The sequence below is a fragment of the Cupriavidus sp. 01L45 genome, from assembly GCF_056399885.1.
This window is the reverse complement of the sequence record NZ_JBFTSG010000104.1, coordinates 1-11,212: the sequence shown is the minus strand read 5'-3', so window position 1 is coordinate 11,212 and position 11,212 is coordinate 1. Positions and strand designations below refer to the sequence as shown.

Here is an 11,212-nt window from a genome sequence, read left to right as displayed (position 1 = left end):
GGGGCCAAACTCACATCGCCTTAAGGCGATGCTCAAACATGGCCCCCTCTTTTCCGCTCTTTTCACCTGCCGACGAGGACGCCCCATACGGCCTGGTACACCTTGACGGCTCGCTTCGCATCGCGCTGGGGTGTGGACCGCCCTTGGGCGCGCTCCACACGGCTACACCGAATCGCTGGTCTGGCGATATCGCGCATCGCCAAAATCTCTCGGCTATTCGGACGCCAAACTTCCAGTCTCCAGTCTCCATGCGCCAGCTGCCACTTGCTATGCGTTGGGTTGCTCCCTCGCCTGCGGAGGAGGGCGGCCATTTGCAGGAGCGAGCCTGCCAAACCAACGATTGGTAGCCGGATCCCGAGGGGGTATCGCCCCATCCGGCGCGCCTTCTTTGCCTACTTTCTTGGCAAGACAAGAAAGTAGGTCGCCTCCCCGCAGGGGAGGTGAAACTGCCGTTGACTTTAGGGTTCTGACTTTGACGTTAAGCCGTAGCCCTCACGTGCCAGAGGTGCCGGAAGCAAGCCATTGCCGCCCTGCATGGCAACACTCCAGCCCACTCACTCCGCAATCAAATACTTGCCGAGCAAGTCAGTGATATCACAGTTGTGCCCCTCCCCACCACGATCCACCACCAGAAATCGCGCCGGTCCCCGCGTGACGATCAACGAGTGATGCCAGACGCCTCGCTTGTAGTTCACGCCTTGCCGGCCATTGGTGACAAAGGCGCGGATGGCTGACTCGTCGAGCTGGCCGCCGCCCGGCGCCACGACGACGAGGAAGGCGGTTTCGTCCAATGGCACGAAGGCCTGGCTGCCCAGCGGATGCCGTTCCATCGATGCGATGGCGAGGGGCAGGGCATAGGGCTGCGCGTCGAAGAAGTTGATCAGCGCACGGCCGTCCAGCGCGCCGACGTCGATCCCGGCGAGGTCGTGATAGCGCAGCGTCATGCCGCCATTGATGACCATCGGCACGTGCCCTTCGCTTTCGATGACGTCGCCAAAGGGGGCGAAGGCAGCCGCGGTCAGCGGCTCGACTCGCAAGGGCACCGGCGCGTGGGCGGGTGTTGGGCGCACGATCGCCGTCTCGTCGGGAGCAGACACGTTTTTCCTCTTGGTCAGGGTGATGGGGAAGCCGTGAAAGGCGGCTTTCCGAATGGGCTTATCCGACTGGTAATACCAGTAGGGCTAGTATCGCGTTAGCCAGACCCCGCGTCAAGGCACTTAAATTCCGGGTTTACGCTGCTTTTCCATAGCGCGATGCGGACGTATTCTTCGCCATCCATTAGAAATCATACTGGTAATACCAGTTGAACGAAGTGCCACGCCACCCGAGGAGGAAACTGCTGTGTCCCTGACCACTGCCCCATCGCTAGCCCCCGAGCCGGCCGCCGCCAATGCGGCGGCGGCGCGGGAAAACGCCGTCTACCGCAAGGTTGCATGGCGCCTGTTGCCTTTCCTGATGCTTTGCTATGTCGTGGCCTACCTGGACCGCGTCAATGTGGGGTTTGCCAAGCTGCACATGCTGGGCGACCTGCGGTTCAGCGAGTCCGCCTACGGGCTGGGCGCCGGGCTGTTCTTCATCGGGTACTTCTTCTTCGAAGTGCCGAGCAATATCCTGATGCACCGGATCGGCGCCAAGGCCACCATCTCGCGCATCATGATCATGTGGAGCCTGATTTCGGCGGCGATGGTGTTCGTGCAGACCACCACGCAGTTCTATGTGCTGCGTTTCCTGCTTGGCGCGGCCGAGGCCGGCTTCTATCCCGGCATGATCCTGTACCTGACCTACTGGTTCCCGTCGCACCGCCGCGCTCGCATGGTGGCGTTGTTCATGTGCGCCATCCCGGTGTCGGGCATTTTCGGCGGCCCGCTCTCGGGGTTCATCATGGAGTCGATGCAGGGCGTCGCGGGGCTGCGCGGCTGGCAGTGGATGTTCCTGATCGAAGCGCTGCCTTCCTTGCTGGTCGGCTTCGCGGTGCTGGCCTATCTCGATAACAATATTCGTTCGGCACGCTGGCTGACGCAATCCGAGAAGGAACTGCTGGAGCGCAATATCGCCAGCGAGAACGCGGCGAAGGGTGGCCATATGACCATGCGGCAGCTTTTTTCGGACAGCCGCATCATCAAGATGGCCTGCATCTGCTTCTGCACGGTGATGGGGCAGTACGGGCTGACCTTCTGGCTGCCGTCGCTGATCCGGCAGTCCGGCGTGACCGGCGCGCTGAATATCGGCTTGCTGACCGCCATCCCGTTTTCCGTCGCGGTGTGTTCGATGATCCTGGTCAGCCGCAGCTCCGACCGCATGCGCGAACGCCGCTGGCACCTGATCGTGCCATTCTGCTGCGGCGCCGCCGGGCTGGCGCTGAGTGCGGTCTTCAGCGACAACGTGGCGCTGTCGCTCGCGGCCCTGGCGCTGGCGGCCGGCGGCAGCCTGGCCACCTCGCCGCTGTTCTGGAGCCTGCCCACCGCGCTGTTGTCCGGCGCGGGGGCCGCTGCCGGTATCGCCATGATCAACTCGTTCGCCAACCTGGCCGGCTTTGTCAGCCCTTACATGATCGGCCTGATCAAGGATGCGACGCAGAGCACCAACCTGGCGATGTTCGTGCTGGCCGGCGTGCTGCTCTGTGGCGCGGCGCTCACCTATACCGTCCCTGCGCGGCTGGTTAACAAGTAAGGTACGGCATGGCCCGGTCCATGCCGCTGGCCACAGCGCTTTGCACAGGCATCGGCGAGCTGGCAGATCGAGCATTTGCGCGACGCAATGGCTCCGCTCTGCATGGCGCAGGCGGCGCTCCGGGCAAGGCGCGGCGGCGCCGCGCCATCACAAGGTGGACCGGCAGCGCGATCAGAAGCCCGGAGCCGGATTTTCCGGAATCTGGTTGCGCAGGCTCAGGTTCATCACATTCCAGCCGCGAATCGCTGCAATGGCGTAGGACAGCTCGGCGATTTCGTTCTCGCTGAAATGCTCGCGCAATTCGGGATAGACGGCATCCGTGTCGTCGCGGTGCGGCAGCGCGTTGACGGCTTCCGCCCAGGCCAGCGCGGCGCGCTCGCGAGTGCTGAAGAACGGTGCCTCGCGCCAGCCGGCGATGGCATTCAGGTGGCGCGGTTCCGCGCCCTGCTTGATCAGGTCGCGCCAATGCATGTCGATGCAGACGCCGCAGCCATTGATCTGCGAGACGCGCAGGTTCACCATCTCCACCAGCCGGGTCCCTAGCGAGCTTTGCTTGACGGAGGCGGAGAAATTGATCATCGCCTTCAGGTTGGCCGGGGCGAGTTGGAAAAAGTTGATACGTGCAGCAGTCATGATTTTTGCCTTTCAATCCGTTTCGACGGGTCCGGCAGGCGCCCTGCGCGCCTGCCATGACCGTAAGACGGCGGCGGCAACCGGCTTGTGACAGCGGCTGCAATTTTTTTGCTATATATCTTCTCCGGTTCTCTTCACGCCCGGTGTTACCCCTGCGCCGTACCAGTCATTCGCCTGGATGTCACAAAACGCGTTGCCGGAACGTCTGGGGGTGATCTTCTCGCATATGACTTATGGATTCCGCCGAACCTTTCACCGCACTGAAGCCCCGTCTTTTCGGGATAGCCTATCGCATGCTGGGTACCCGTTCCGACGCGGAGGACGTGGTCCAGGACGCCTGGCTGCGCTGGCACGAGGCAGACCAGGCCGAGCTGCGCTCGGCGGAAGCGTGGCTGGTCACGGTCACGACGCGGCTCGCGATCGACCGCCTGCGCGCGCGCAAGAGCGAGCAGGAGAAATACATCGGCTGGTGGCTCCCCGAGCCGCTGGTCGAGTCGCATGAGGACACGCCGGAGGCGGCGGCGGAGTTGGCAAGCGAAGTGTCGGTGGCGTTCCTTTGGGTGCTGGAACGCCTCTCGCCCGACGAGCGGGCGGCGTTCCTGCTACGGCAGGCATTCGATCTGGAGTATGCGGAAATCGCTTCGATCCTCGGCAAGACCGAAGCGGCCTGCCGCCAGATCGTGCACCGCGCCGGTGAGCGCGTGCKGGAAGGCCGCCCGCGCTACGACGTATCGCCACAGGAGCATCGCGAACTGCTGACCCGCTTCATGCAGGCCGCAAGCACCGGCGACCGGACCGCCATGAAGACGATGCTCAGCCCGGATGCCGAGCTGATCAGCGACGGTGGCGGCAAGGTGCCGTCGTTCGGGCGCATCCTGCGCGGCGCCGCGCGTATCGCCGGCGTCTTCTGGTCGCTCGGGCACGCAGAGCCAGGCAAGGTACGCTACCGGCTGGCCCGGATCAATGGCATGCCTGGGCTCCTTCGCTATGTGGATGGCAAGATCGAGTCGGCGCAGTCCTTCACCATCGAGGCGGGCCGCATCACCGCAGTCTATGTCGTGCGCAATCCCGACAAGCTTTCCGCGGTGCCGCCGCTGTAGGCTGTCACGGACCAGGGGGAGGCGATGCGCAATCCTGCGAAAACAGGGTAGTCACTGCCTTTGGCTATCAGCCTTCGGGTCTTTGATCCTGACGTCAGGCGGTTGTGGTTGCCGTTAGATCTCCAGGTAGCGGTCGAGTACAATTTGCCGTCGATCCGGCGCCAGCGCTGGCGCCCGCGGCAATTTCCCTTGCCCTTTGCCATCAACACCATCCAGCGCAGGAGTTTCCATCACCGCCATGGTCACAGCCACCGCCATCTCCGCCAACGCCGCGACCCTCATCCGCGAGTGGATCGAAGGCGGCAAGTATCCGGCCGGCTCGCTGTTGCCCTCACAACGCGACCTGGCCGAGCAACTCGGTATCAGCCGCACCTCGCTGCGGGAGGCGCTGTCCACCCTGCAGGGCCTGGGGCTGGTGGTCTCGCGACCCGGTAAAGGCGTGTATGTGGCCGCCGATGCCACCGACGGCGCGCCGCCGCAGTGGCGTTTCTCGAAATCGCATTCGCTGACCGATATCTACCAGCTGCGCTTCGCGCTGGAAAGCTTCACCGTGGGGCTGGCCGCGGCGGCGCTGTTGCCGGAAGATGTCGGCGCCCTGCGCGAGAACGCCGAAGCCATGCGGGCGTGCATCGATGCGTCCGACTTTACCCAGGCCGCCCGGCTGGATTTCGAATTCCATATGCGCATCATTGCCATCGCCGGCAACCGCGCGATTGCCGATATCCTGCGCAACAGCACCGACGTCATGCAGGAAAGCCAGCGCCTGCCGTTCTACCAGCGCGGCAGCCGCCACGCCACCTACACCGAGCATTGCGCCATCATCGACGCCCTGGCGGCGGGCGACGCCAGCCTCGCGCAGCGCGCCATGTCCGATCACATCGTGCGGGCCGCCCAGCGCGCCGGCGTGCATTTCCCCGCCGGTAGCCGGGCGGATGGCGGGATGGCGCCGGAGCGGCGTCCCGCCTGAATGCCACTGGAAGGCGGCATCTGGGAATTCCCCTAAAGTTTCTCCGCGCGTCGCCGTTACCCAGACGACGAGGCAGGCGAAGTCTACTAAAAAGGGGAGATGCAGCAATGATGGCACTGGCCAACCTGAGCACCCGTATGCGCCTTGGCGCTGGTTTCGCGGTGGTGTTGATATTGATGGCGGCGGCGATCGCGATGGGGCTCAATGCCCCGCCGGACGCGGCGGCCGGGAATGTCGGGCAGGGCGCCGACTCCGCCCGCGCCTGGATGTTCGGGCTCTGGCTGGCCGCGCTGCTGGTCGGCGCCGCCTGTACCCACGGCATTGCGCGCAGCATCGAGCAACCGCTGGGCGAGGCCGTCTATATCGCCGAAACCGTGGCCTCCGGCGACCTCAGCAAGGAATTCGAAACCGAGCGCCAGGGCGAGTTCGGCCGTCTGCTGCGCGGCATGGGCGAGATGGAAGACATGCTCACCGACCTGGTGAGCCGGATCAAGGACTCGACGGATTCGATCACGGATGCCTCGAAGCAGATCGCGGCCGGCAACACCGACCTGTCCCAGCGCACCGAGGAACAGGCCGCGGCGCTGCAGGAAACCGCGTCGAGCATGGGCGAACTGACGGCCATGGTCAAACAGAATACCGAGCGCGCGCACGCGGCCAACGAACTGGCGGCCAATGCCTCGGATATCGCGCAACGAGGCGGCACCGTGGTCGGGGAGGTGGTGGACACCATGCAGGCGATCAGCGCCAGCTCCAATAAGGTGGTCGACATCATCGATGTGATCGAAGGCATCGCGTTCCAGACCAACATCCTGGCGCTCAACGCCGCCGTGGAAGCGGCGCGCGCGGGCGAGCAGGGGCGGGGCTTTGCGGTGGTGGCGGGCGAGGTACGTACCCTGGCGCAGCGCAGCGCCGCGGCGGCCAAGGAAATCCGCGGGCTGATCGGCGACTCCGCGGAGCAAGTGCGCAACGGCGCGGCGCGGGTGGAGCACGCTGGCCAGACGATGCGCGAGATCGTGACCGCCTCCCGGCAGGTCACCACCATCCTCGGCGAGATCGCGGTGGCGTCGGGGCAGCAGAGCGATGGCATCGAACAGGTCAATCAAGCCGTGATGCAAATGGACGCGGTGACGCAGCAGAACGCCGCGCTGGTGGAGCAGGCCGCTGCTGCCTCGTCGGCCCTGGCGGACCAGGCCCACCAGTTGCAGGCCGCGGTGGACGAGTTCAAGCTGGACGCCACGCCAGACGACATGGCATCCGCGCAAGCCCGTTTTGCCGGCGTGCCACGGGGCGCACACGCGTAGGCAAGGCCGTTGTAGTATTTGCTGCGCGTGGAGCGGGGGTGCAGGGCATGTTCGTGTCTTCCCGCCGCTTCCCGCAGCCTTCCGCCACGCGCCGATGATGACGCCTCAGGCGTCATTTTTTTTGTGATGCCGGCGCTCCTTTGCATTTCCATCCTGGCAGAAATCTTTACATTCCCGGCAGGTATTTCCCCGTTTCGCTTTCCCGCAGCCCTTCTCCAGCCTGTCCCTGCAAGCCTGCGCACGGCTGGCGGGCGTCTGTTCCGGCGCTTGCCGTCCCCATCCGCCCCCATAGCCACTATCCTTAATCCGGGCATTGAAGTTGCGGGCCCCTGTTTCGCGACACACCGATCGCGTGGGCTGCCTGTGGCATCGCCCGGTAGGAGATGACCTGTCAGGGCCATTGCGGCCAATAAAAAGGAGTGCTCAATGAAGAAAACCATGAGAAGCAGACTGCTGCCGGGCGTATTGCTTGCCGGCGGGTTCCTGGTCTCGGCCTCTTGTTTTGCGCAGCCGRCCTCCGGCGCCGGCGGTGGGTATCAATACCAGTCGCCGTCATCCAAGGATGCGGGCATGGCTCCGGCCGGCAACAACACGCGCAGCGTGCCGAGCCAATGGAAAAAGGGCGACAAGCTTCCCGCCGAGTACCGCGATCGCCAATATGTGGTGGATGACTGGCGTCAGTACGACTTGCCGCAGCCAACCAAAGGCCGTCACTGGGTCGGGGTGGGCGCGAACTTCTACCTCGTTGCGCCCAATGGCTCGATCGTCGAGGTAGGCGGCGGCAGCTAGGGTGTTTCTGCCGGCGTTTTTGCCCGCTTGACCCAGGGCATCCGCGCAGGGCGCATGCGCCACCGATCCTCAGCGTTCATGACTACGCGCAATGTCCATGTAATCGCCGTCGTCTAAACTCAATCGGGATACAGGCCAGGAGCCGGCCAGGACGGCGGCTGCTGGTGCGAGCCATGCGAGCCTCGAGCCAACGTGTCCGACACCTTGTTTCCTTGCTGTGATGTGGCTGCGTCCGGGCCGGTATCCGGCGCGCGCCTTCATGGGTGCGCCGATGGCTGGGGCCGATGCCTTGCGTTGTTGCGCGCGGCGCGTGCCCCCGCCCAGTTTGTCCCCCACAAAAAGGATAGAAAGATGTCAACTCGTCGTCATTTCCTGAAAGGCATTCCCATTATTGCGGCCGCAGGCGCCCTGGGTGTTTCCCTGGCGTCCCGGGCCCAGGGCGGCGGCCCGATGGTCGATGAAAAAGACCCGCAGGCGGTCGGCCTTGGCTACAAGGCGGATACCACCAAAGTCGATAAAGCCAAATATCCCAAGCATGACGCCACCCAGCACTGCGGCAACTGCCAGCTCTTCCAGGGCAAGGCGACCGATGCCAGCGGCGGCTGCCCGCTCTTCGCGGGCAAGCAGGTTGCCACCAAAGGCTGGTGCAGCGCTTGGGTAAAGAAGGCTTGATAGCGGCCTGATACGGTGAAAGCGGCGGGCGCGCGGTCTGGGTGCGTCCGCCGTTTTCTTTTATCCAGGCGTGCGTCTGCGTGTCCGGTCAAGCGTACATCCAAGCGGCCATTCGCGCGGCTGTTCGAGCGCTCATTTATCCGTCGATTGGCCACTTGGGACGGCGCGCGCGGCGATAGGGCAGTGCGCTCAGGTTGAGCGATACCGAGCCCGGCGCGTCCGCATAGATGACATGGCGGGCGATCCGCGAGAACGCGGTGTGGAAGTGCTGCGCGGACTTGACCACGATCAGCGTCTTGTCCTCCAGCCGGCAGCCAAGCTGCGTGAACACATCGGTATCCAGCGCCTGGGCGCGCAGCGTGATCAGCACGATCTCGATGCCCTCCGCTTCCACCAGCGCCGCGTTTCCCACCGCGGCCGGCGCCCCTGACAGCCCTGTCATGACCATGTCCGGGACCAGCGCCTTTACAGTGCACACCAGGTCGATGGGCTCGCCCGACATCGGGCTGACCTTGCCGCCGATGCGCAGCGGCAGGCGCGCGCCCACGCCGGCGCTAAAGGCAATGCGCACGGCGACGGGATCCCACAGGGGGCCCACCGCCACGTTGCGGACTCCGCGCTGGCGCAGGCGATGCAGCATGAATGTGGCATCTCCCGCGGCACCGCCGCCGGGGTTGTCGGCCGCGTCCGCGATGACCACGGGCGCGTCGCCGTAAGCCAGCGCCTGGTCGATGGCCTCGTCCGGTCCGGGGCAGGCTGGCGTCAGCTGCGCTCGCATGCCAATCAGCTCGTCGGCAAGGCGCCGCGCCAGCCGTTGTGCGGCACCCGCGTCGCCGTCCGCGTACACGAGCAGCCTGGTGCCCATGTCGGGCACATCGCCCCACGGGAAACCATGCGCCACGGAGATGGACAGGATGCCGTCGCGGCCCTCCAGCGCCATCAACCGGTCGACATAGCTCCTGGCCGGCTCCTGGTTGGTCCGGATGGTGACGACCATCTCGCAGTCCACCACCGCCGCCACGGGGGCGATGCGTCCCTCGGCCTGCGCCGCGCAAAAATCCACCAGCTCCAGCGCGCGCTCGCGGATATCGGTGTGCGGATATTCCTTGTAGGCCACCAGCATGTCGGCGTTCGCCACCATGGCATCAGACAGATGGCAATGCGGATCCAGTTCGGCGCCGACCACCACGCCGGGGCCAACCAGCGCGCGCACGCGGGCCAGCAGGTCGCCCTCGCAATCCTCATAGTCATCGGCCACCATGGCGCCATGCAGCCCCAGCACCACCATATCGACGGGGAGCGCCCGGCGCAGGTCGCCAAGCAGTTCGTCGCGCAGCGTTTCATAGGCATGGCGCGTGGTGATGCCGCCCGGCTGCGCGCCGGCGGCCATGCCCTCGATCACTGCCCAGCCGCGCTCGCGGCCACGCTGGCGGGCGGCCCACAGTGGCCCGCTGAATACGGTCATCTCCGGCGGATGCGTGCCGGCGGGATAGTAACCCCGGTCGACGAAAGCATCCAGCGAGGTGGGCAGGGGGGCGAAAGTATTGGTCTCGGTAGCCAGCGAGCCGGTAAAAACACGCATGATCCGCCGGCCTAGTCCGCGGTGGCGCCGGAGGCTTTGACCACCGCGCCCCACTTGGTGATTTCCGCCGCGACGTGCTGGCGCAGCGCTTCCGGCGTACCGCCGCCCGGCGTGGCCACCATGGCAGCGAGCTTATCCCGCGTGTCCTTCTCGCCCATGATCGCGTTGACCTCCTTGTTCAGCGTATCGACGATGCCCGCCGGCGTGCCGGTGGGCACGAACAAGGCGTACCACGAAGTGACCTCATACCCCTTGAGCCCGCTCGCATCGACGGTAGGGATCTCCGGCGCGAACGGTTGCGGGCTCGCGCTGGTGACGGCCAGCGCGCGCAGCTTTCCGCTCTTGATCAGCGGGATGACGGATGGCGCCGTATCGAACATCACCTGCACCTGGCCCGCCATCAGGTCCGTCAGCGCCGGTGCGCTGCCCTTGTACTGCACGTGCTCCATCTGGATGCCCGCCATGGTCTTGAACAACTCAGCCGACAAGCGCGTCGAAGATCCCGCGCCGGACGAAGCGAAGAACACCCCCTTCGGGTGCGCCTTGGCATAGCTGATGAACTCCGCCACCGTGGTCGCCGGCACCGAGGGGTTCACCGCCATGATATTGGGGAAGCGCGTGAGCAGCACCACCGGCGCGAAATCCTTCTGGAAGTCGAAAGGCAGCTTCTTGTACAGCGAGACATTGATGGTGCTGGCGTTGGAACCCAGCAGGATCGTGTAGCCATCGTTGGGCGCGCGCGCCACGCCGGCCGCCGCGATATTGCTGGCAGCGCCGGGCCGGTTCTCCACGACAAAGCTCTGTCCCAGCCTCTCCGACAGCCGGTTAGCCACCAGCCTGGCCACGGCATCGGACGAACCGCCGGGCGCATAGCCGACCACGATCTTGACGGGTTTGGCCGGATACGAAGGATCCTGTGGCGCGGCGGCTGCGTGGTGGCAGATCACGCCCAGGGTCGCGGCTGCCAGGATTGAAGCGAAGGGTTTCATGCTTGTTTGCTCGAAAGGGGAACGTGGTCTGCCGTGGCAATCGAAATCAGCGCGCTGTATCGACTGGCAACCGGGCGAATTTGCCGCAGGCACATTATTCGCAATTCCAGCCCCCCGAATCAATGTAAGCTTGTCGGAATTTTGTTGCCTATTTGGCAACGGTTTTTTCCCCTTCACCCAAAAATTGGGGAAGGGAAAAGCCATGCATCACCAGCCGCGGCTAGCGAGCGGAGATAGGAGATAGGAGACAGGAGACAGGAGACAGGAGACAGGAGACAGGAGACAGGGTTTGAGACCCCGAAGAGCCGAGAAATTTCAAGGACACGCGCTGTCGTCAGATCACCGATTCGGTGTAGCCGTGTGGAGCGCCCGCAAGGGCGGGCCACACCAACCCGCGATGCGAAGCGAGCCGTGAAGGTGTACCAGGCCGTATGGGGCGCCTCGGGATCCGGCGAAAAGAGCGGAAAAGAGGGACCCATGTTTGAGTATCGCCTTAAGGCTAAGGC

General features: G+C 64.8%; 11 protein-coding genes. 6 read left to right on the top strand and 5 right to left on the bottom strand.

What is annotated here, in order from left to right; genetic code table 11:
* Positions 1-554 precede the first annotated feature (554 nt).
* On the bottom strand, positions 555-1,097 hold the full coding sequence (locus AC1DT6_RS39340; protein WP_441636989.1) for an ureidoglycolate lyase: 543 nt from the start codon (positions 1,095-1,097) through the stop codon (positions 555-557).
* Positions 1,098-1,347: 250 nt separating this feature from the next.
* On the opposite strand from AC1DT6_RS39340, the gene AC1DT6_RS39335 reads away from it, so the two are divergent.
* Positions 1,348-2,670, top strand: a complete 1,323-nt coding sequence (locus tag AC1DT6_RS39335) for an MFS transporter (protein ID WP_441636993.1) — start codon at positions 1,348-1,350, stop codon at positions 2,668-2,670.
* A gap of 171 nt (positions 2,671-2,841) precedes the next feature.
* Here AC1DT6_RS39335 and AC1DT6_RS39330 read toward each other — a convergent pair whose 3' ends face one another.
* Positions 2,842-3,306 carry a carboxymuconolactone decarboxylase family protein gene (locus AC1DT6_RS39330; protein WP_441636991.1) on the bottom strand — a complete coding sequence of 155 codons (465 nt, stop codon included), beginning with the start codon at positions 3,304-3,306 and terminating at the stop codon, positions 2,842-2,844.
* A 230-nt stretch (positions 3,307-3,536) separates the two neighbouring features.
* On the opposite strand from AC1DT6_RS39330, the gene AC1DT6_RS39325 reads away from it, so the two are divergent.
* On the top strand, positions 3,537-4,403 hold the full coding sequence (locus AC1DT6_RS39325) for an RNA polymerase sigma-70 factor (protein WP_477115529.1): 867 nt from the start codon (positions 3,537-3,539) through the stop codon (positions 4,401-4,403).
* A gap of 114 nt (positions 4,404-4,517) precedes the next feature.
* Here the strand turns inward: AC1DT6_RS39325 and AC1DT6_RS39320 are convergent, their stop codons facing one another.
* Positions 4,518-4,655, bottom strand: coding sequence for a hypothetical protein (locus AC1DT6_RS39320; protein ID WP_441636985.1), 138 nt, complete (start codon positions 4,653-4,655; stop codon positions 4,518-4,520).
* On the opposite strand from AC1DT6_RS39320, the gene AC1DT6_RS39315 reads away from it, so the two are divergent.
* From AC1DT6_RS39315 to AC1DT6_RS39300, 4 genes are all read left to right on the top strand, one after another.
* Complete coding sequence (locus tag AC1DT6_RS39315; RefSeq protein WP_441636983.1) at positions 4,642-5,370, top strand: FadR/GntR family transcriptional regulator; 729 nt, start codon at positions 4,642-4,644, stop codon at positions 5,368-5,370. The genes AC1DT6_RS39320 and AC1DT6_RS39315 overlap by 14 nt on opposite strands.
* 107 nt (positions 5,371-5,477) lie before the next feature.
* Positions 5,478-6,674: a methyl-accepting chemotaxis protein gene (locus AC1DT6_RS39310; RefSeq protein ID WP_441636981.1), complete on the top strand. Its 1,197-nt coding sequence runs from the start codon at positions 5,478-5,480 to the stop codon at positions 6,672-6,674.
* Positions 6,675-7,100: 426 nt separating this feature from the next.
* Positions 7,101-7,463: an RcnB family protein gene (locus AC1DT6_RS39305; RefSeq protein WP_477115528.1), complete on the top strand. Its 363-nt coding sequence runs from the start codon at positions 7,101-7,103 to the stop codon at positions 7,461-7,463.
* Between the two features lie 351 nt (positions 7,464-7,814).
* Positions 7,815-8,135 carry a high-potential iron-sulfur protein gene (locus tag AC1DT6_RS39300; protein WP_035860975.1) on the top strand — a complete coding sequence of 107 codons (321 nt, stop codon included), beginning with the start codon at positions 7,815-7,817 and terminating at the stop codon, positions 8,133-8,135.
* 136 nt (positions 8,136-8,271) lie between these two features.
* On the opposite strand, the gene AC1DT6_RS39295 is transcribed toward AC1DT6_RS39300, so the two are convergent.
* Entirely contained in the window at positions 8,272-9,717 is a 1,446-nt protein-coding gene (locus tag AC1DT6_RS39295) for a M81 family metallopeptidase (RefSeq protein WP_441636976.1), read from the bottom strand.
* Positions 9,718-9,728: 11 nt separating this feature from the next.
* Positions 9,729-10,706, bottom strand: a complete 978-nt coding sequence (locus AC1DT6_RS39290; protein WP_276291153.1) for a tripartite tricarboxylate transporter substrate binding protein — start codon at positions 10,704-10,706, stop codon at positions 9,729-9,731.
* Positions 10,707-11,212: the final 506 nt, after the last annotated feature.

Coding starts and splice junctions, on each gene's coding strand:
- AC1DT6_RS39300 (WP_035860975.1), top strand. CDS start 7,815: ATGTCAACTCGTCGTCATTTCCTGAAAGGCATTCCCATTATTGCGGCC.
- AC1DT6_RS39310 (WP_441636981.1), top strand. CDS start 5,478: ATGATGGCACTGGCCAACCTGAGCACCCGTATGCGCCTTGGCGCTGGT.
- AC1DT6_RS39315 (WP_441636983.1), top strand. CDS start 4,642: ATGGTCACAGCCACCGCCATCTCCGCCAACGCCGCGACCCTCATCCGC.
- AC1DT6_RS39295 (WP_441636976.1), bottom strand. CDS start 9,717: ATGCGTGTTTTTACCGGCTCGCTGGCTACCGAGACCAATACTTTCGCC.
- AC1DT6_RS39290 (WP_276291153.1), bottom strand. CDS start 10,706: ATGAAACCCTTCGCTTCAATCCTGGCAGCCGCGACCCTGGGCGTGATC.